Origin of the sequence: Methylobacterium sp. 1973 (genome assembly GCF_040545035.1) — a bacterium.
Lineage (GTDB): Bacteria > Pseudomonadota > Alphaproteobacteria > Rhizobiales > Beijerinckiaceae > Methylobacterium > Methylobacterium fujisawaense.
The window spans coordinates 125,677-145,576 of sequence record NZ_JBEPLA010000010.1 but is presented as its reverse complement, the minus strand read 5'-3'; the positions used below and the strand labels follow the sequence as shown (position 1 = coordinate 145,576).

The window sequence follows — 19,900 nt, the reverse complement described above, 5'->3', positions numbered from 1 at the left end:
TCAGCGCGCGGTCCCTGCGGAGGCGGCCGGAGCGGCGGCCGCTGCCGGAGCGGCGCCGCCGGGCGACTGCGCGATCAGCGACACCTTGGTGAAGCCGGCCTGGCCGACGAGGCCCATCACCTCCATCACCTTGCCGTAGGGCACGTCACGGTCGCCGCGCACGAGGATGACCTGATCCTTGTCGGCAGCCGCCATCTCGCGCAGGCGCGGCACGATGCTGTCCATCGTGAACACCTCCTTGGCGATGGACGGGTTGCCGTCCTTGTCGACCGTCACCTCCGCGGGCTTCTTCGACTGCGCGACTTTGGGGGCCGCCGTCTTCGGCAGCTGGACCGGCACGCCGGTGGTCATCAGCGGTGCGGCGACCATGAAGATGATCAGGAGCACGAGCATCACGTCGACCATCGGCGTGACGTTGATGTCGGACATCGGCATGTCGTCGAGGTCGTCGTCGTCGTTCGCGCGAAGGGATCCCATCGCCATGGGGCGTCTCCGGTACCGTTACGTTCGGTTCTGTGCGGGCGGGCGCGGCGGCTCTATTCGGCAGCCGCCCGATGGGCGCCGGCGCGGTCGCGCGCGAGACGATTGCCCAGAACCGAAATGTAGGATGAGAAGGTGCTCTGGATGCCGCTCACGTCGCTCGACAGCTTGTTGTAGGCCATCACCGCCGGGATCGCGACGACGAGACCGATCGCCGTGGCGAAGAGCGCCTCCGCGATGCCCGGGGCCACCACGGCCAGCGACGTGTCCTGGCTGCGGGCGATGGACGAGAACGAGTTCATGATGCCCCAGACGGTGCCGAACAGCCCGACGAACGGGGCCGTGGAGCCCGAAGTCGCCAGCAGCGACAGGCCGGTGCGCAGGCGCTTCACTTCGAGGGTGAGGGCGCCCTTCATCGCCCGCTCGATCCGGTCGCGGCGCTCGGCCCGGGTCTCGGAGGAATCCTGATCGCGCCACGCGTCGATGGCCGCCTTCACCACGTGGCCGGCGATGCCGCGATGCTCGCCGTCGAGGCTGCCCCCGGAGCGGACCAGCGTGGCGAAGGCCTTGGCCTGACGCCGGGCGGCGGCCAGCCGGATGATCTTCTCGAACACCACCGTCCAGCAGGCGATCGAGGCGATCACCAGCAGGATCATCACGCCCTTCACGATCGGGTCGGCCTGCAGGAACAGACCGAGGAAGGAGAAGTCGTGGGCCGCCTCGATCGGCGCTTGTGTCGGGTCCATCGCGGGCTCCTGGCGTCTTGGTCTCACGCGGCCTTGCGCCGCCGTCATCTCGGGGTGCGGCGAAAGCCGCAGGCCGCCCGGCGACCCTCGCCGCCGGGCGGTTTGGTCTGATCGACCGTCAAACCATCCGCATCAGCGGTCGAACGGGAGGCCGGCCTTGCTGTCGGTCTCGGTCCGCTCGAGGCAGGCCTCGCGCGCGGAATCACCGCCGTCGCAGGCCAGGACGTCGTTCAACAGGACGCGCCCGACCTTGTTGCAGGCGATGCCGGGGAAGTCGAAGATCTTGACGGTGGTCTTCTTCGGCGGCAGCGGACCGAGCTCGACCGCGACACGCTTCTGCGCGACGCCCTCCGGGTCGAAGGCGAAGAGATCCACCTTGTAGGATTTCAGGCCGGGCCCCTTGTTGTCGATCACCATGGTGATCCGGCAAGCCTCGCCCGCAGTCTCGACCTTGTTGAGCTGCAGCTTGATCGGAGCGGACTTCTCCGCGGCATCCTGCGCCAGGGCCGATACCACGAGGAGCGCCGAGAGCGCGAAGCAGGCCGCCGTGTCGAGGGCGATACGCCCGATCCGCCGACGGTACAGGGGGGCGCGCAGGGCAATCACCGTGACCAAGTCCTTTTCAAGTGTGTGCCGGCCGGCGTTTCGCGCCGCGCCGGCCGGGCGGGTTGGGGCCGGATCAGTGAAGCACCGCGCCTGCGGGGCAGGAGGCCGGGGCGAGGCGTTGGGCCGCCGCATCCAGCGGCCCGACGGCCGCGCGGACCGCCGCCACGAGGCGGGGCGCCGCCTCCCGTCCGGTGATCTCGGCGGCAGCCGCCTCCAGATCCGTCCAGAGGCGCTGACGCCCCCGGTTGATCAGCGTCACCAGGGCGCATTCGTGACCGGTCACGCGGCAGCAACTCGCCGGCATGAACGACCAGTCGCCGTCGCGCTCCGCCCGCAGTGCCCGGATGATCGCGACCACACAGGCGACGAAGCGGCAGCCTTCGGTCGGCCCGAGCAGCTGCTCGGCGCCGTCGAAGGCCGCGTTCCAGCAGGCGACGTCGCTGGTCATGTAGCCGGCGGCCACGAAACGAGCCACCGACAGGGCCAGGATATCAGCCTCATCGCCGCAAATATCGGCGACGCGCCGCATCGCCGCATGATCAGTCCGGGTCAGGGGCGCGCTCATGGACTGCGGTGCCTCGCGTCGCAGGACAACTTGCATAGACCGGCCGTCATGGTCGGATCATCTTCTTTCGCGGCAGTATCCAGGCCGGCCGCCCGGATCAAGGCCCAGCGAGAAAATCAGAGCAGTTCCAAACTGTTAGAGGAAAGCGTGGCCGTTCACGTCTTTGCCTATGCATCCCGGTAATTTTTGCCTAATTATCCTGGATTGGATCGGACCTCGCCGTCCGGACGAAACCCGCGGCCTCCCTTGATGGCCCGGACGGCCTTGGCCATATCTTGTTGTTGCCGGCGACGTCTCGTCCGGCGGAGCGCTACTTCGGTGGGCTCCCTGTCGACGAGGTGCTCAGGCATCCCGGGATTGCGGCGGATCCCGGGGTCGGAGGCCTCGCTTTCTGGATGATGGCCGCGATGACCCGATCTTCGCCCTTCGGGCACCCGTTCCTGCTCGGCTTCGACGAGATCGAACAGGCTCTCGATCGGGTCTCAAAGGCCGCCAATGACGGCTATCCACCCTACAACATCGAGCGGCTGCCCCGCACCGAGAGCGAGCCCGAGCGCCTGCGCATCACGCTGGCGGTCGCCGGCTTCACCCGCGACCAGTTGGACGTCATGCTGGAGGAGAGCCAGCTCGTCGTGCGCGGTCGCCAGGTCGACGAGCGCGAGAGGCACTTTCTTCACCGCGGCATTGCAGCGCGCCAGTTCCAGCGGGCCTTCCTCCTCGCCGACGGCATGGAGGTCCTCGGGGCCGACCTCGCCAACGGCCTGCTGTCGATCGATCTGGTCCGTCCGGAACCGGATCGCATCGTGCGCAAGATCGATATCGGCGCCCGCGGCTGAGACCGATTGATTGGACGGCGCGGATCCCCACATCAGTGGGGAGCCGCCGAAGCCTTCAGGATCGGCGGCGCACGCTCTGCCACCCCAGGAGGGCTTTGATGACCAATCTGAACCCGTCTCCGTTGACCCCGGCCGATCTCGACCCGGCCGATTTCGCGCCCGCCGATCTCGCGGCCTTGGGCGAGGGTCACATCGCCTATGTCCGGCCCATCCGGTCCGACGAGGTCCGCCGTTTCTTCCCACAGGCGCCCGAGCTGTTGCCCGGCCTCGATCTGTTTGCCCTCCTCTCGGCGAGTGGCGCACCGATCATGCTCGCCGATTCGCGGGACGTCGTCCTGGCGAATGCGGTCGCGCAGGACCTGCAGCCGGTCAGCCTCCACTGACCGCTCCGGCCGACGAACCGGTCAGGCGATCTCGTCCACTGCGGCGATCAGGCGCGCGATGTCCTGCGGCCGCGACAGGCGGTGATCCCCGTCGGCGATGAGCGTCAGCACGGTGCCCTCGGCCGGCAGCCGGCCGAGGATCTTCAGGGCGTGGGTGTAAGGCACATCGGTGTCCCGCATGCCCTGGAGGATGTGGACCGGGCAGGCCGGATCCACCGTGTCGCCGAGCATGCAATGGCGCCGCCCGTCGTCGATGAGGTTCCGGGTGATCGGGTCCGGTTCCGACCCGTAGTCGCTGGGCCTTCGCAGGATGCCGTCCCGGATCAGCATGGCACGGGCCGCCTCGCCGAGGCGGTTCCAGATCAGCTCTTCGGTGAAATCCAGGGCCGGGGCGATGAGCACGAGACCGGCGGTCGCCTGACCTCCGTTCGCCCGGTCGCGGGCGGCCAGGCAGGCGATCCATCCCCCCATCGACGAGCCGACGAGAATCGGCGCCTCCGCGGCGTAGGCGGCCAGGACGGCCTGCGCGTCCTCGAGCCACGAAGAGATCGTGCATTCCGTGAAGGTGCCGCTCGAGGCCCCATGCGCGGCATAATCGAAGCGGATGAGCGTGCGGCCCCTCTGCGAGGCCCAGGCATCCAGCGCCGTCGCCTTGGTGGCCGTCATGTCGGAGCGGAATCCGCCGAGCCAGACGACCGGTGGACCGCCCCCCTGACGCACCCGCACGGCGATGCGCCGGGCGGCCTCGCCCGTGCCGACGGTGAGGAACTCGGGGGCCATATCCGACATCGTTCTCTCCGATATCCCTGTCTCGACGTGGAAGAAGTCCGGACCTGAACGGTTCGGCTTCAACTCTCGTTTACCGGACCGTAAAGCCCGGCGGCGATGCTGGATCAATGGTAGCGAGCATTTGGCAGATACCGGTCGGGGGCCTGCGCGTCCTCGCCGATGGACCGCGGACGGGCGAAGGTACACACGCCTTGTCGGGTTTTCCCGCGGAAGTCGGGGCCCTCGCGGGCGCTCGCGTCCTGCAGATCATTCCCGAACTCGACGCCGGGGGCGCCGAGCGCACGACCGTCGATGTCGCGGGCGGCCTCGCGGCCGTGGGCGCCCGCGCGCTGGTGGCGACGGAGGGGGGGCGGCTCGTCGGGGAATTGCAGGCCAAGGGCGGCCACTGGCTTCGCTTCCCGGCCGCCGCGAAGAATCCGGCGCTGATGGCCGTGAACGTCCTGCGGCTCATGGCCCTCTGCCGCCGCGAGCAGGTGCAGATCATCCATGCCCGCTCCCGTGCGCCCGCTTGGGTCGCCCTCGGAGCGGCGCGCCGGCTCGGCCTGCCGTTCGTCACCACCTATCACGGCAGCTATTCCGGCCGGACCAACGTCAAGGTGCTGTACAATTCGGTGATGGCCCGCGGCGACGTGGTCATCGCCAACTCGCACTACACCGCAGACCTGATCCACCGGCTGCATGCCGAGCAGGCTGGCGACCGCGTGCGGGTCATCCACCGCGGCACGGATCTCGGCGTGTTCAACCCGGTCGCCGTCGGCGCCGTACGGGTCGAGGCGCTGCGCCGGAGCTGGAACGTCGCGCCGCACGAGCGCGTGATCCTGCTGGCCGCCCGCCTCACGGCCTGGAAGGGCCATCGGGTGCTGATCGAGGCGGCCGCGCAGATGCGCGACCGCGGCGTTCCCGATCTGGCCGTGGTCCTGGCGGGAGACCCTCAGGGACGCGCCTCCTACGAGCGCGAACTCGATGCGCTGATCGCCGCGCGCGGGCTCGAGGGTATCGTCCGGCGGGTCGGTCACTGCACCGACATGCCGGCCGCCTTCCGGGCCGCCTCGGTGGTGGCGGTGCCGTCCGTCGAGCCGGAGGCCTTCGGCCGTTCGGCCGTGGAGGCGCAGGCGCTCGGTACACCGGTGGTGGTGTCCGATCTCGGGGCCGTACCGGAAACCGTACTGGCGCCGCCGGAGACGCCAGCGGGCCAGCGCACCGGATGGCGCGTCCCGGCCGGCGACGCGGCCGCGCTCGCTGCATCCCTGACCGAGGCCCTTTCCCTCGGCGCCAGCGCCCGCGACGCCCTCGGACGGCGGAGCCGTGCGCATGTCGCGGCGCATTTCTCCCTCGAGCGCATGGTCGGCGACACGTTGGCGGTCTATGCGGGGCTGCTCGGCCGCTTGCCCTGAGCGGCCGGCTGACCCGGAAAGCGGACCGAGACGCCGTGGCCGATTATTTTCGGCACCGCGGCTTCAGGCGGTTGACTCTGGTCGCGGTTCCACCAACGTTGTACGTCCGGAAGAGACCGGGGCGGCAGGCGGCCAGGAGATCCTTCTGGGAACCGCCGTTTCGCCGTTGCAGCAGGAGACCTAAGCCATTCGTAGACCGATGAGAGCCATGCCGGCCCCGCAGAAGGACGGGCCGCGCGCCAACCGCGACATTCGCGGTGTGCGGGAAGTGCAGCTGATCGACGATACCGGGCAGAACCGCGGCGTCGTCCCCTTCTTCGACGCCCTCAATCTGGCTGAGGAAGCCGGTCTCGATCTCGTGGAGATCGCGCCGAACTCCGTGCCGCCCGTCTGCAAGCTGCTCGATTACGGGCGCTTCCGCTTCAACGAGCAGAAGAAGCAGAACGAGGCCCGCAAGCGCCAGAAGACCGTCGAGGTGAAGGAGATCAAGCTCCGCCCCGGCATCGACAAGCACGACTACGACACCAAGATGAAGTCGGTGCACCGCTTCTTCGAGGAAGGCGACAAGGTCAAGGTGACCCTGCGCTTCCGCGGTCGTGAGATGGCTCACCAAGATATCGGTCTGCGCCTCCTGGAGCGCGTGAAGAGCGAGACGGCGGAGATCGCCAAGGTCGAGAGCGAGCCGATGCTCGAAGGCCGCCAGATGATCATGATCCTGGCGCCGCGCTGAGCGGCACCGATCCCGAGACGCGAGACCCGCGCCGCCTCCTCACCGGGGCGGCGTTGTCTTTTCAGCGCTTCCGATTGGCGGCGCCGCGGATTAAGGGGCAGCCATGGCCCTCGCTCCCGAAGAGATCGAACGCTACGCCCGCCATCTCGTCCTCGCCGAGGTCGGCGGCCCCGGCCAGGCCCGGATCAAGGCCGCCCGGATCCTGGTCGTCGGGGCCGGGGGGCTCGGCGCGCCGCTGATCCAGTATCTCGCCGCCGCCGGAATCGGGACGATCGGAATCGTCGACGACGACGCGGTTTCCCTTTCGAACCTCCAGCGGCAGGTGATCCACGGCACGCCGGATCTCGGCCGGCCGAAGGTCGAGAGCGCCGCCGACGCGGTGGCGCGGCTTAACCCGCACGTGACCGTCGTCCCGCATCCGGTCCGGATCGATCCGGACAACGCCGTCGACCTGATCACCGGCTACGACCTCGTGGCCGACGGATCCGACAATTTCGCCACGCGCTACGCGGTGTCGGATGCCTGTTTCCGCGCGCGCCGCCCGCTGGTGACGGCGGCGCTCGGCCGCTTCGACGGGACGCTGACCACGATCCGCGCCCACGAGACCGGGCCGGACGGGACGCCGAACCCAACCTATCGCTGCCTCTTCCCGAACCCGCCCCCGCCCGGCAGCGTGCCGGCCTGCGCGGAGGCCGGCGTACTGGGAGCCCTGGCCGGGGTGATGGGCTCGCTGATGGCCATGGAGTTGCTCCGCGCGGTGGCGGGCTTCGGAGAGCCCCTGGTCGGGCGCCTCCTGATGGTCGATGCCCGCGCCATGCGGTTCGAGACGCTGAGCTACGGCTGGGATCCCGACAACCCGCTCAGCGGTACCGCTGCCTCAGCGGCCTAGGGAACCCGGCGGCATCCACGGGCCCTCGACGGTCTCGGCACCGAGGCAGCACTTCTTGAACTTCTTCCCGGAGCCGCAGGGACACGGATCGTTGCGGCCGACGTCCTTGAGCGGATTGCGCTGCGGCTCCCCCGCGCCCTCCTCGGCCCAGTCGAGGGCTTCCACCGGCTCGTCGAGGTAGCCGTACTGGTAGGGGCCGAGCCGGTCGCGGTCGTCCGGATTGGCCTCGGCCTTGCGCAGAGCGTCCTTGAACCATCCGGCGTCGCTGATCTCGTCGGTGAGGCGTCCGTCGGCACGGGCCGCAGCCGCCCGGGGCGCGAGGTCCCGGAAGCCGAGATGGGCGATCGTCTCCTCCCAACCGACCCAGGCCGGCGCCTCTTCCACGGCCGCCTGGGCGTCGTCGAACCGGACCAGCAGGTCGTGCATCGCGGCCCGGTCGATCCGACCCTCCAGGGTCAGGAAGGTGCAGGCGCTGAGCAGCGCCATGCGCACGTAATCGTCCACCGTGCTGTCCAGGATCAGGCGGAACAGCGGCTGCGGATCGCCGTCGAACAGGCTCGCCAACACCTTGGCAAGGGTCGCCGTGACGGCATCGCCGAGGAGGGCGTCGAGGGTTTCCTCGTCGTGCCGGAGCAGCCTCAGAAGCGGTGCCAGAGCGCGCGTATCCCGGGCATGGGCCAGGACGTGCAGCCCCCAGAAGAGAAGGTTCGTCTCCTCCGGCGTCAGCTCGCGTCCGTCGGCCGCGCCCTCCAGCAGCGGCAGCGTCGCCTCCGCGACGGCGGAGGGATGTTTGAGCGCTTCCCGCAACGCCGCCTTCGGCCGGTATTCGGCCGCCGCGAGGTCTTCGATCAGCAGGGCGATCCGGTCCATGGCGGCGCCTCAGGTCCGAAGGGTCGCGCCGGTTTTGCGGGACACCTCGGCGACGATTCTGGCGCTCACCGCTTCGATCTCCGCGTCGGTGAGGGTCCGCTCGACGGGCTGCAGGCGCACCGCGATCGCCACCGACTTCGCGCCGTCCGGCACGCCGGGTCCCTCGTAAAGATCGAACACGTCGACGCCGGTGACGAGCTTGCGCTCGGCGTTCTGTGCGGCCTTCACGAGGTCACCCGCCGGCACGTCGCGGCCGACCACGAAGGCGAAGTCCCGCGACAGCGGCTGGAGCTCCGACAGCACCAGGGCGGCCTTGGCCTTGGTCGGCTTGTGCTTGGGCAGGGGCAGGGCGTCGATGACGATCTCGAAGGCCACGAGGGTGCCCTTCAGGTCGAGGGCCTGGAGCGTCCGCGGATGCACCTCGCCGAACCAGCCGATCTCGGTCTTCGGACCGAAGCGCAGGGTGCCCGAGCGGCCGGGATGAAGCCAGGACGGGCCGCCGGCGGTGATCTGGAGGCCGCCGGTCGGAACGCCGAGGCTGCCCAGCAGGGCCAGGGCGTCGGCCTTGGCGTCGAAGGCGTCGACGGTCCCGGCCGTGCCGTGCCAGTGGCGCCCGGCGCCTGACAGACCGGCACTGCCGCGCCGGACCGCCGCCGCCCGGATGGTCTGGCCCTCCGGCGCATCGGAGGCGAAGCACTGGCCGACCTCGAACAGGGCCGCGTCCGGATAACCCCGATCGGCATTGCGCTGCGCAGCCCGCAGGAGCCCCGGCAGCAGGCTCGGCCGCATGTCCGACAGTTCCGCGGCAATGGGATTGGCCAGGACCAGATCGGCACCGCCGCCGCCGAACAGTTCGGCATCGCCATGCGGGACGAACGACCACGTGACCGCCTCCATGAGGCCCCGGCTCGCCAGGGCCCGCTTCGCGGTGCGGGTCCGCTTCTGCATCACCGTCAGCAGCGGACGGCCGATTCCTTCGAGCGGGGGCAGCGGCTTGGCCTCGATCCGGTCCAGCCCGGCGATGCGCACGACCTCCTCGACGAGGTCGGCCGTGCCTTCGACATCGGGCCGCCAGGACGGCGTCAGCACCTTCACCCGGTCGCCGGTCCCCGAGATGTGGAAGCCCAAAGTCTCCAGGATCAGCTTCATCTCGACACGCGGCACGTCGAGGCCGGCCAGGCGGCGGACCTCGGTCCACGGGAAGTCGATGATCCGCTCGGATTCGGGAGGCTCGCCGACGATGTGCGCCTCGGTCGGCGTGCCGCCGCACAGGTCCACCACCAAGCGCGTCGCGAGATCGAGGCCCGGCAGCGTGAAAGCCGGATCGACACCCCGCTCGAACCGGTAGCGCGCGTCGGTGATGAGGCCGAGGCGGCGGCCCGTCTGGGCGATGTTGGCCGGGTCCCAGAGCGCCGATTCGATCAGCACATCCGTGGTGCCGGCGTCGCAGCCGGAGTCCTGGCCGCCCATGATGCCGGCGACGGATTCGACGCCGTTCCGGTCTGCGATCACCACCATGTCGTCGGTGAGCGCGTGGGTCCGGCCGTCGAGGGCGAGCAGGCTTTCGCCCTCGCGCGCACGGCGCACGGTGAGCGGCCCGGCGACCTTGGCGGCATCGAAGACGTGGAGCGGGCGACCGCGATCGAAGGTCACGTAGTTGGTGATGTCGACGAGCGCATTGATCGGGCGCAGGCCGATGGCCCGCAGCCGGGCCTGCATCCAGCCCGGCGACGGCCCGTTCGTGACCCCGCGGACGAGCCGCAGGGCGAAGAGCGGGGCGAGGTGCCGGTCGGCCGGCTCGAAGGCCAGCTCCACCGCGACCGGGCAGGGGCCCTCGCCGCGCACGCCCGGCAGCGTCTCGCGCTTGAGCGTGCCGAGGCCGGCGGCCGCGAGATCGCGGGCGATGCCGTGGACCGAGGTGCAGTCCGACCGGTTCGGCGTCAGGTTGATCTCGATGACCGGATCGTCGAGCCCGGCATAGAGGGCGTAGGCCTGGCCGATCGGTGCGTCGGTCGGGAGCTCCATGATGCCGTCATGGTCGTCGCCGAGGCCGAGCTCGGCGCCCGAGCACAGCATGCCGCGGCTCTCCACACCGCGGATCGTGCCCACCGACAGGGTGATGTTCTTGCCCGGGACGTAGGTGCCCGGCGGCGCGAAGACCGAGACGAGACCGGCCCGGGCGTTCGGCGCTCCGCAGACCACCTGCACGGGCGCGCCCGCGCCCGTCTCGACGGAGCAGACCCGCAGCCGGTCGGCGTTCGGGTGCTGCTCGGCCGTCAGGATCTTCGCGATCACGTAGGGCTTCAGCGCGGCGGCCTTGTCCTCGATGCCCTCCACCTCCAGGCCGATCCGCGTCAGCGTCTCGGCGACGGTGTCGAGGGTGGCCTCGGTGTCGAGGTGGTCCTTGAGCCAGGAGAGGGTGAATTTCATGATGGACCTTCGAGAGCCCGATATCGGCTCGACCGTCGGAGGAACAGGATGGCGGGGCCGTCACCGGAGCCGGAGGGCCCCGGTGAGGCCGGTGCGGCTCAGCCCGTGAGGCCGCCCACGAGGCTCGGAACGTCGAGCGGGCGGAAGCCGTAATGATCCAGCCAGCGGACGTCGGCCTCGAAGAACGGCCGCAGGTCCGGCATGCCGTATTTCAGCATGGCGATTCGGTCGATGCCGACACCGAAGGCGAAGCCCTGCACGGCATCCGGGTCGAGCCCGCAATTGCGCAGCACGTTCGGATGCACCATCCCGCAGCCCAGGATCTCCAGCCAGTCGTCGCCCTCGCCGAAGCGGATCTCGCCGCCCTTGCGCGAGCACTGGATGTCGACCTCCGCGGAGGGCTCGGTGAAGGGGAAGAAGGACGGGCGGAAGCGCATCTTCACGCCCTCCACCTCGAAGAACGCCTTGCAGAACTCCTCCAGCACCCATTTCAGGTTGGCGATGTTGGCCGCCTTGTCGATCACCAGCCCTTCGACCTGATGGAACATCGGCGTGTGGGTCTGATCGGAATCGTGCCGGTAGGTCCGGCCCGGGATGATCACCCGGATCGGCGGGGTCTGCGCCCGCATGGTGCGGATCTGGACCGGCGAGGTGTGGGTGCGCAGCACCTTGCGCTTCCCGTCGCGGTCCGGCGCCAGGAAGAAGGTGTCGTGCATCTCGCGGGCCGGGTGCCCGGGCGGGAAGTTGAGCGCGGTGAAGTTCAGATCGTCCGTCTCGATGTCCGGACCCTCGGCCACCGCGAAGCCCATATCGGCGAAGATCGCGGTGATCTCGTCGATCACCTGGGAGATCGGATGGATCCGGCCGCGCACCTCGGGGGCCTCGCGGACCGGCAGCGTCACGTCGACCCGCTCGGAGGCGAGGCGGGCCTCCAGGGCGGCCTCGGCGAGGGCGGTCTTGCGCGCGGTGACGGCGCCCTGGACCCGGTCGCGCAGGCCGTTGATCAGCGGGCCGCGCTCCTTGCGCTCCTCCGGCGTCATCGCACCGAGGGTCTTCAGCAGATCCGAGACACTGCCCTTCTTGCCGAGCGCGGCGACGCGGACCGCGTCGAGGGCCGCCTCGTCGGACGCCGCGCTCACCTGGGCCAGGAGATCGCGTTCGAGGGTATCGAGATCGGTCATCGCTGTCTTCGAGCAGGGTTGGCGGAGTCGGCCGTCGGGCCGTGCTCTCGCGCGTTGTGCGCCCGCACGCAAGCGCGGGGCAGGGGACCTCGTAAACGACGAAGGCGCGGCTCCCCGGGGAACCGCGCCTTCCGTACGTCTCGCCTCAGGCCTGGATCAGGCGGCCTTGGCGGTGGTCTGCGGCAGTGCGGCCTTCGCCTTCTCGACGACGGCGGCGAAGCTCGCCGGCTCGTGGATCGCGAGCTCCGACAGGGCCTTGCGGTCGACGACGATGCCGGACTTCGCCAGACCGTCGATGAAGCGCGAGTAGGTCAGGCCGTGCTCGCGGACCGCCGCGTTGAGACGCTGGATCCAGAGGGCGCGGAACGTGCGCTTCTTGTTCTTGCGGTCGCGGTAGGCATACTGCATGCCCTTCTCGACCGCCTGCTTGGCGATCCGGATCGTATTCTTGCGCCGGCCGTAATAGCCCTTGGCGGCCTTCAGAACTTTCTTGTGCTTCGCGTGACTGGTCACGCCGCGCTTGACGCGGGCCATCGGTTATCTCCTGGATTCGACGAAAGACAGTGGCAACGGGTGTTGAAGGACTTACCGCGCGTTCGGCAGGAAGTACTTCTTCACGTTGGCGGCATCGCCCTCGAACAGGGTCGTGGTGCCGCGCAGGTTGCGGATCTGCTTGGTCGTCCGCTTGATCATCCCGTGGCGCTTGCCGGCCTGGGCGTACATCACCTTGCCGGTGCCGGTGATCTTGAAGCGCTTCTTCGCGCCCGATTTCGTCTTCAACTTGGGCATTTGGCTCTCCGTTGCGCGAAATGATCCCGGACCGCCCCGCAAGGGTCGGATGGGGTTCGCGCGCTGATGCTTCTGGTGGAGCAGCACGAGCCGCCACGGCAGCCCTATCGGCCGGGCGGTTCGACGCGGTGCGGCTTATGACAGAAAGCTGACGCGGCGGCAACGTCCGTGAGGCGGGACGCGGGCCGAGGGGGCGGAGGGCCCTGGACATCCGCGTCGCCGGTCCGGGGCGCAGCGGGCGAGCCCGGGATCCAGAAGCGCCGACACAGCCGTTTCGGGCGCCCGGTCCGTATCCAGGTCCGGGATCTGCTGCGCCGTCCCGGAGTACGGGTTTGTCGGGTCCGGGCGCAACCTGATCCCGATAGCCGGCGTTCGTGATCCTGAGGCGCATGGAGGCGATGCGCGTGTCCGGACCGGAGACGGGCCGGCTCCGCGCGACTGCCCCGCGAGCAGCGGATTGGGCGCCGGTGACCATGTCGCGGCCGCTGATTCGGAGGAATTCGGGGACAGCGAGCGCGCTGCACAAAACGGTGAGCGACAACGGGGGTCGCCAGGAACCATAACCTTGGCCGTCCGTTTCATTCATGTCCCGCTCAGGCCGGCAGGGTTAGACCCCCCGTCAAATTCGGCCAACCAGGAGACACTTCGTGCGCATTGCCCAGATCGCTCCGTTGTCGGAGGCCGTCCCTCCGAAGTTCTACGGCGGCACCGAGCGCGTCGTCAGCTGGATTACAGAGGAACTGGTCCGCCAGGGTCACGAAGTCACGCTCTTCGCCAGCGGTGACTCCGAGACGTCTGCCAAGCTCGCAGCCTGCACGCCTGAGGGCCTGCGCCTGCTCGGCTACCGGGATCACACCGCCAGCCACCTGGCGATGCTGCATCAGGTGCACCGCCGCGCGCACGAATTCGACATCCTGCACTTCCACATCGACCTGCTTCAGTATCCGATGTTCGAGGATCTGAACCACAAGTGCATCACCACGATGCACGGTCGCCTCGACGTGCCGGACTTCATGCCGGTCTACCGCACCTTCACGGGCATGCCGCTGGTCTCGATCTCCGACAACCAGCGCCTGCCCATGCCGCCGACCTCCAACTGGCTGGCGACGATCCATCACGGCCTGCCGGCCGAGAACTGCCCGTATTACCCGGACGCCAAGGGCGGCTACCTCGCCTTCCTCGGCCGCATCTCGCCCGAGAAGCGCCCCGACCGCGCGATCGAGATGGCGATCCGCTCCGGCACGCCCCTCAAGATCGCCGCCAAGGTCGACAAGGCGGACCAGGATTACTGGGACGAGGTCATCGAGCCGATGATCCATCACCCGCTCGTGGAGTATATCGGCGAGATCAACGAGGAGCAGAAGAAGGAATTCCTCGGCAACGCCCTGGCGCTCGCCTTCCCGATCGACTGGCCGGAGCCCTTCGGCCTCGTGATGATCGAGGCCATGTCGGCCGGCACCCCGGTGATCGCCTTCCGCAACGGCTCCGTGCCGGAGGTGATCAAGGACGGCGTCGGCGGCGTTCTCTGCGAGAACATGGACGATGCCGTCGCGGCCGTCGCCAAGGTCAAGACCATGAGCCGCGCCGGCGTGCGCCGCCACTTCGAGAGCGCCTTCACCGCCGAGTGCATGGTGAAGAAGTACGTCGCTGCCTACGAGGACCTGCTCGGCCGTGGCGCCGACGTGATCAAGCTGCCGAAGTCCGGCTACAAGGCGCAATACGGCGAGGTGAACGGCTCCGCACGGCCGGCGATCCCGGTCGCCGCGATGCCGGCCTGAAATCCGGCCCCGGGCTTGCGAGGCAGGTCCGGCTCGGCCTAGCGTCTTAAAGGCGACTCATCCGTAGGATGAACAGGGGCTGCCGCATCGAATGGATGCGGCAGCCCTCTCGATTCGCACCTCTCACTTGCACCCGGAGATGCCCTGCATGGCGGCGGACAACACGGCAGCGGCCCACGATGCGAAGGCCCGGACCGCGGAGAGCGCCGGAAGCGTGGCGCACGGTTTCCAGGACGCGGACGACGTCCTGCCGACCTATCACATCGAGGCGCACACCTCGCTTGTGGAGCGGCCACTCCGCTCGCTGAAGTTCGGCGAGGCCTTCGGCGTTCTCGATTCCTACGGAGATATCGGCGTCCAGCCCGGCCCGGAGGGCCTGTATTTCCAGGACACGCGTTACCTGTCGCGTCTGGAAGTGACGGTGGAGGGTCAGCGCCCGCTGATGCTCTCCTCGGTGATGCAGGACGACAACGGCGCGCTCAGCGTCGACATGACGACGCCCGACATCCGTCTCGATGCCCATGACGAGACCTCGATCCCGCGCGAGACGATCGCCATCGAGCGCACCAAGTTCCTGTTCCGCGGGGCCTGCTACGACCGGATCGGTCTGCGCTCCTACGATTCGAAGCACCGCCGCCTGCGCATCGTCGTGACGTTCGACGCGGATTTTCGCGACCTGTTCGAAGTCCGCGGGACCGACCGCCAGGAGCGCGGCAAGCGCGGCGTCCTGGTGGCAAGCGATCGGGAGGTGCAGTTCCGCTATGTCGGCCTGGACGAGATCGTCCGGACGACGGCGCTGCATTTCGGCCCGAAGCCCAACTCGATCGAACCCGGCAAGGTGGTTTTTGATGTCTCGCTCCCGCCGGAGGGCCGGGCCTCGCTGTTCATCCGCGTGACCTTCGAGGCGCACCGGGCCTTCACCAAGCCGCCGACCGACACGATGGTCGGGGAGGACGCGGCCGCCAAACTGACGCTCGCGGCCAATGCCGGAGGCGCCCGGCGCGAGCCGAAGGACCTCGCCGAGGGCACAATCTTCGCCCGCGCGTATCGCGACTCGCGGCGCGATCTCCGGAGCCTCACCGCCGGGATCACCACGATCATCTCGTCGAACGACCAGTTCAACGAGGGCCTGTGCCGGGCCACGGCCGACCTCTACATGCTGGCGAGCCGCACCCCGGAGGGCATCTACCCCTTCGCCGGCATCCCCTGGTACTCCACGGTGTTCGGCCGCGACGGCATCATCACGGCGATGATGGCGCTCTGGATCGACCCGAAATTCGCCCGGGGCGTGCTGCGCTACCTCGCCTCGACGCAGGCCAAGGCGGTCGATCCGGCCGCCGACGCCCAGCCCGGCAAGGTGCTGCACGAGACCCGGCGCGGCGAGATGGCGATGCTCGGCGAGGTGCCGTTCCGGCACTATTACGGCACCATCGACGGCACCCCGCTCTTCGTGATGCTGGCCTGGGAGTACTACGCCGTCACGGGCGATCTCGACACCGTTCGGGCGATCTGGCCCGCGCTGGAACTCGCCCTGGAATGGATGGACCGTTACGGCGACCGGGACGGCGACGGCTTCGTCGAGTACGCCCGCGACACCGACAAGGGCCTGGAGAATCAGGGCTGGAAGGACAGCCACGATTCGATCTTCCACACCGACGGTCACCTGGCCAAGGGCCCGATCGCCCTTTGCGAGGTGCAGGGCTACGTCTACGCGGCCAAGAACGGAATGGCGAAGCTCTCGGCTCTGCTGGGGCACGACCCGATGGCCGAGCGTCTCACGCAGGAAGCCGTGGCGCTTCGCGAGAACTTCGACGCGGCGTTCTGGAACGAGGAGATCGGCACCTACGCCCTGGCCCTGGACGGCGCGAAGAAGCAATGCGCGGTGCGCTCGTCCAACGCGGGCCACGCCCTGTTCACCGGCATCGCCAATCCCGAGAGGGCGTCACGGGTCGCCGAGACCCTGCTCGGCAAGGACGGCTTCAACGGCTGGGGGGTGCGCACCATCGCTAAGGGCGAGGCGCGCTACAATCCGATGTCCTACCACAATGGCTCGATCTGGCCGCACGACAACGCGCTGATCGCGATGGGTCTGGCGCGCTACGACCGCAAGCACGAGGCCGCCCGCATCTTCCAGGGCATGTTCGACACCTCGCTCTACCAGGACCAGAAGCGCCTGCCGGAACTGTTCTGCGGCTTCATGCGCCGCAAGCAGCGCGGGCCGGTCTCCTATCCGGTGGCCTGCAGCCCGCAGGCCTGGGCGGCGGCGGCGCCCTTCGCCTTCCTGGCGGCCTGCCTCGGTCTCGAACTCGACCACGAGCGCAACCGCGTCCGGCTTAAGAACCCGATCCTCCCGGCGTTCCTCGACGGTGTGACGCTCTACAACGTCAAGCTCGGCGGTTCGCGCCTGGATCTCCGCTTTCAGCGCTACGACGACGATGTCACCGTCTCGGTGCAGCGTCGCCACGGCGACGTGCAGGTGGTGGTGACCAAGTAGGGCCGGGCACACGGGAGTTCCGGGGCGGCCCGCTTCGGGGTAAGCGGGCCGCGCGGCACGTCACGCCGCCGAGGACGGGTTCATGCCGGCTGATCATCACGCCCCCGACGCGGCCCTGCGCCTTGCACAGGCTTTGATCCGGTGCCCGTCCGTGACGCCGGAGGACCGGGGCGCCCTCGACGTTGTCGCCGACGCGCTCCGGCCTGCCGGCTTCGCCGTCGAGCGGCCGGTCTTCTCGGAGCCCGGCTATCCCGACACGCCGAATCTCTACGCGCGCATCGGACGGGACGGTCCCTGCCTCGTCTTTGCCGGCCATACCGATGTCGTTCCGGAAGGCGAGGGCGCGTGGCGCCACGGACCCTACGCGGGTGAGGTGGCCGACGGGATGCTGTACGGCCGGGGCGCCGCCGACATGAAGGGCGGCGTCGCCTGCATGCTGGCGGCGACGCTCGCCTTCCTGGAGCGGCGGGGCGACGGCTTCGCCGGATCCATCGCCTTCCTGATCACCGGCGACGAGGAGGGGCCTGCGGTCAACGGCACCGTGAAGCTGCTCGACTGGGCGCGCGCGCGGGGCGAGCGGTTCGACCATTGCGTGCTCGGGGAACCGACCAATCCTGGCCGGCTCGGAGAAATGATGAAGATCGGCCGGCGCGGGTCGCTGACCGGCAAGCTCACCGTGATGGGGCGGCAGGGCCACGTCGCCTACCCCCATAAGGCCGAGAACCCGATCCCGGGCCTGCTGCGCCTCGCCTCGGCGCTGGTCGGCGAGCCGCTGGATCGTGGGACCGCGCATTTCGATGCTTCGAACCTGGAATTCACCACGATCGACGTGGGCAACCCGGCCAGCAACGTCATCCCGGCGACCGCGCGGGCGACCTTCAACGTCCGCTTCAACGACGACTGGACGGCCGAGACTCTCGGGGCCGAGATCCGCAGGCGCCTGGAGCAGGCGGCCGGGAACGCGGTGCGCTTCAGCCTCGACCTTCAGCCTTCGAACGCCCCGGCCTTCCTCACCCGGCCGGACGCCTTCGTGGATCTCATCTCCGAGGCGATCCGGGCGGAGACCGGTTTGACGCCCACGCTCTCGACCACCGGCGGCACCTCGGATGCGCGGTTCATCAAGGATGCCTGCCCGGTGATCGAGTTCGGGCTCGTCGGTGAGACCATGCACCAGATCGACGAATGCGTGGCTGTCGCCGATCTGGAGCGGCTCACGGCGATCTACGAGCGGGTGCTCGAGGCTTATTTCCCGAACGCGTAGTCGACGCCCACGAAGGTCAGCCCTGCGGCTGGAGCGAGCGGTCCACACCGGCGCTTCTCGCCCGAAGCGAGGATGTCGGCCACGTCGTCCGCCGAGAGGCGTCCACAGCCCGCGAGCATCAGCGTGCCCACCATCGCCCGCACCTGATGGTGCAGGAAGGAGCGCGCCGCGGTCGCCACCACGATCTCGTCGTGCAACGCCATCGGAGCCCGGGCGACGTCGAGCTGCTCCAGCGTGCGGATCGGGCTGTTCGCCTGGCACTCGGCGGCCCGGAAGGCCGAGAAGTCGTGGCGGCCGACGAGGCGCTGGGCGGCGGCGTGCATGAGACCGACATCGAGGGGCCACGGCACGTGCCAGACATGGGCCCGCGTCAGCGCCGCGGGGCTGCGCCGGTTGAGGATGCGGTAGCGGTAGTGCCGGCGGATCGCCGAGTGGCGGGCATCGAAGCTTTCCGGCACGATCTCCGCGGACAGCACCGCCACCGGCTGTGGCCGGAGATGCGCGTTCAGCGCGTCCCGTACCGTGTCGGTCCGCCAGTCCTTGGCGAGGTCGAGATGGGCGACTTGATGAATGGCATGCACGCCGGCATCGGTCCGGCCCGCGCAGGTGAGTCGGACATGCTCTCCCGAGAAGCGCGTGACCGCCGTCTCGATCGCGCCCTGGACAGTGAGGTCGTCGGCCTGCCGCTGCCAGCCGCAGAACGGGCTGCCGTCGTACTCGATGACGAGCTTGTAGCGGGGCATCAGCCGAGGCGGGCGCCGGGCGTCAGGCGGGCGCCGCGGACGAACTCGGCCCCGCTCGCGCTGCCGCCCTTCCCGGCGCGTCGCAGCTCCATGAGCTGCACGGCGCCGTCGCCGCACGCGACGGTGCAATCGGTGTCGCACAGCGTGCCGGGTGTGCCTGCACCCTCTGCCGGGGCGGCTCGCAGCACCTTCACGCGCTCGGGTCCCTTGCCGAGATCGACCTCGAAGAAGGCGCCGGGGAAGGGCGACAGCCCGTTGATCCGATTGGCGATTTCACCGGCCGACCGGGACCAGTCGATCCGCGCCTCGTCGTTGGTGATCTTGTGCGCGTAGACGACGCCGTCCTCCGGCTGGGGTGTGAACGTCAGCGTGCACGCATCGAGCCGGACGAGGGCCTGCGCCATCAGGTCGGCGCCGAGGGGCATCAACGCGTCGTGCAGCTCGCCCGCAATCATGCCTGGCGCGATGGGTATTCTCGCCTCCAGGGCCACGGGGCCGGTGTCGAGGCCCGCCTCCATCCGCATCACGCCGACGCCGCTCTCGGCATCGCCCGCCATCACGGCGCGCTGGATCGGCGCCGCGCCGCGCCAGCGCGGCAGCAAGGAGCCGTGCAGATTCAGGCAGCCGTGCTTCGGTGCGTCGAGGATCGCCTGCGGCAGGAGCATCCCATAGGCCACCACGACGGCGACGTCGGCCCGGTGCGCCGCGAAGGTCTCGGCCGCTTCGGGCGTGCGCAGCGTCGCGGGCGTCAGAACCGGCACGCCGAGGGTCTCGGCGAGGGCGTGGACCGGGGAGGGGCGCAGGCTCATGCCGCGGCCCGCCTTCGCCGGCGCACGGGTATAGACCGCCACGATGTCGTGCCCGTCCTGCGCGAGCCGCGCGAGCGTCGGCACAGCGAAGTCCGGCGTGCCCATGAAGACGACGCGCATGGCCGGG

Annotated in this window: 20 protein-coding genes; 8 read left to right on the top strand and 12 right to left on the bottom strand. The window is 69.4% G+C overall.

Going from position 1 to position 19,900, the window contains the following annotated elements; translation table 11 throughout:
• From ABIC70_RS19620 to ABIC70_RS19605, 4 genes are all read right to left on the bottom strand, one after another.
• On the bottom strand, positions 1-483 hold the full coding sequence (locus ABIC70_RS19620) for an ExbD/TolR family protein (RefSeq protein WP_043354910.1): 483 nt from the start codon (positions 481-483) through the stop codon (positions 1-3).
• 53 nt (positions 484-536) lie between these two features.
• On the bottom strand, positions 537-1,226 hold the full coding sequence (locus tag ABIC70_RS19615; RefSeq protein WP_043354911.1) for a MotA/TolQ/ExbB proton channel family protein: 690 nt from the start codon (positions 1,224-1,226) through the stop codon (positions 537-539).
• Positions 1,227-1,358: 132 nt separating this feature from the next.
• Positions 1,359-1,832 carry a hypothetical protein gene (locus ABIC70_RS19610; RefSeq protein ID WP_043354914.1) on the bottom strand — a complete coding sequence of 158 codons (474 nt, stop codon included), beginning with the start codon at positions 1,830-1,832 and terminating at the stop codon, positions 1,359-1,361.
• Positions 1,833-1,905: 73 nt separating this feature from the next.
• On the bottom strand, positions 1,906-2,397 hold the full coding sequence (locus ABIC70_RS19605; RefSeq protein ID WP_170861845.1) for a hypothetical protein: 492 nt from the start codon (positions 2,395-2,397) through the stop codon (positions 1,906-1,908).
• A gap of 407 nt (positions 2,398-2,804) precedes the next feature.
• Between ABIC70_RS19605 and ABIC70_RS19600 the strand changes: the two genes are divergently transcribed.
• Together ABIC70_RS19600 and ABIC70_RS19595 are read left to right on the top strand one after the other, a co-directional pair.
• The gene (locus ABIC70_RS19600; protein ID WP_012320108.1) at positions 2,805-3,233 is read left to right on the top strand and encodes an Hsp20 family protein; all 429 of its coding nucleotides are present in this window, start codon (positions 2,805-2,807) and stop codon (positions 3,231-3,233) included.
• Positions 3,234-3,331: 98 nt separating this feature from the next.
• Entirely contained in the window at positions 3,332-3,616 is a 285-nt protein-coding gene (locus tag ABIC70_RS19595; protein ID WP_043354930.1) for a BQ00720 family protein, read from the top strand.
• Positions 3,617-3,637: 21 nt separating this feature from the next.
• Here ABIC70_RS19595 and ABIC70_RS19590 read toward each other — a convergent pair whose 3' ends face one another.
• The gene (locus ABIC70_RS19590; RefSeq protein ID WP_354440710.1) at positions 3,638-4,405 is read right to left on the bottom strand and encodes an alpha/beta hydrolase; all 768 of its coding nucleotides are present in this window, start codon (positions 4,403-4,405) and stop codon (positions 3,638-3,640) included.
• 107 nt (positions 4,406-4,512) lie between these two features.
• On the opposite strand from ABIC70_RS19590, the gene ABIC70_RS19585 reads away from it, so the two are divergent.
• The 3 genes from ABIC70_RS19585 (at position 4,513) to ABIC70_RS19575 (ending at position 7,418) form a co-directional block, all read left to right on the top strand.
• Entirely contained in the window at positions 4,513-5,799 is a 1,287-nt protein-coding gene (locus ABIC70_RS19585) for a glycosyltransferase family 4 protein (RefSeq protein WP_236961350.1), read from the top strand.
• Positions 5,800-6,007: 208 nt separating this feature from the next.
• Complete coding sequence (gene infC, locus ABIC70_RS19580) at positions 6,008-6,529, top strand: translation initiation factor IF-3 (protein WP_020092802.1); 522 nt, start codon at positions 6,008-6,010, stop codon at positions 6,527-6,529.
• 103 nt (positions 6,530-6,632) lie between these two features.
• Positions 6,633-7,418, top strand: coding sequence for a HesA/MoeB/ThiF family protein (locus ABIC70_RS19575; protein WP_354440707.1), 786 nt, complete (start codon positions 6,633-6,635; stop codon positions 7,416-7,418).
• On the opposite strand, the gene ABIC70_RS19570 is transcribed toward ABIC70_RS19575, so the two are convergent.
• From ABIC70_RS19570 to rpmI, 5 genes are all read right to left on the bottom strand, one after another.
• Positions 7,407-8,288: a DUF1186 domain-containing protein gene (locus tag ABIC70_RS19570; protein ID WP_043758428.1), complete on the bottom strand. Its 882-nt coding sequence runs from the start codon at positions 8,286-8,288 to the stop codon at positions 7,407-7,409. The two genes, ABIC70_RS19575 and ABIC70_RS19570, sit on opposite strands and share 12 nt — an antisense overlap.
• Positions 8,289-8,297: 9 nt before the next feature.
• Positions 8,298-10,718 (bottom strand): phenylalanine--tRNA ligase subunit beta, encoded by a 2,421-nt coding sequence (gene pheT / locus ABIC70_RS19565; RefSeq protein ID WP_354440705.1) that lies wholly within the window; start codon positions 10,716-10,718, stop codon positions 8,298-8,300.
• Positions 10,719-10,816: 98 nt separating this feature from the next.
• Positions 10,817-11,899: a phenylalanine--tRNA ligase subunit alpha gene (pheS, locus tag ABIC70_RS19560; protein WP_043378630.1), complete on the bottom strand. Its 1,083-nt coding sequence runs from the start codon at positions 11,897-11,899 to the stop codon at positions 10,817-10,819.
• A gap of 156 nt (positions 11,900-12,055) precedes the next feature.
• Positions 12,056-12,433, bottom strand: a complete 378-nt coding sequence (gene rplT, locus ABIC70_RS19555; RefSeq protein ID WP_043355811.1) for a 50S ribosomal protein L20 — start codon at positions 12,431-12,433, stop codon at positions 12,056-12,058.
• A 51-nt stretch (positions 12,434-12,484) separates the two neighbouring features.
• Complete coding sequence (rpmI, locus tag ABIC70_RS19550) at positions 12,485-12,688, bottom strand: 50S ribosomal protein L35 (RefSeq protein ID WP_007561407.1); 204 nt, start codon at positions 12,686-12,688, stop codon at positions 12,485-12,487.
• A 647-nt stretch (positions 12,689-13,335) separates the two neighbouring features.
• On the opposite strand from rpmI, the gene ABIC70_RS19545 reads away from it, so the two are divergent.
• From ABIC70_RS19545 to dapE, 3 genes are all read left to right on the top strand, one after another.
• Positions 13,336-14,466: a glycosyltransferase family 4 protein gene (locus ABIC70_RS19545; RefSeq protein ID WP_182591706.1), complete on the top strand. Its 1,131-nt coding sequence runs from the start codon at positions 13,336-13,338 to the stop codon at positions 14,464-14,466.
• A 148-nt stretch (positions 14,467-14,614) separates the two neighbouring features.
• A complete protein-coding gene (locus tag ABIC70_RS19540; protein ID WP_354440702.1) occupies positions 14,615-16,960 on the top strand; it encodes an amylo-alpha-1,6-glucosidase in 2,346 nt (781 codons plus the stop codon).
• An 82-nt stretch (positions 16,961-17,042) separates the two neighbouring features.
• The gene (gene dapE, locus ABIC70_RS19535; protein ID WP_354440700.1) at positions 17,043-18,221 is read left to right on the top strand and encodes a succinyl-diaminopimelate desuccinylase; all 1,179 of its coding nucleotides are present in this window, start codon (positions 17,043-17,045) and stop codon (positions 18,219-18,221) included.
• Here dapE and truA read toward each other — a convergent pair.
• Together truA and fmt are read right to left on the bottom strand one after the other, a co-directional pair.
• Positions 18,203-18,964, bottom strand: a complete 762-nt coding sequence (gene truA / locus ABIC70_RS19530; protein WP_287091277.1) for a tRNA pseudouridine(38-40) synthase TruA — start codon at positions 18,962-18,964, stop codon at positions 18,203-18,205. The two genes, dapE and truA, sit on opposite strands and share 19 nt — an antisense overlap.
• A complete protein-coding gene (gene fmt / locus ABIC70_RS19525) occupies positions 18,964-19,893 on the bottom strand; it encodes a methionyl-tRNA formyltransferase (protein WP_354440698.1) in 930 nt (309 codons plus the stop codon). Before fmt ends, truA begins: the two co-directional genes overlap by 1 nt.
• Positions 19,894-19,900 lie beyond the last annotated feature (7 nt).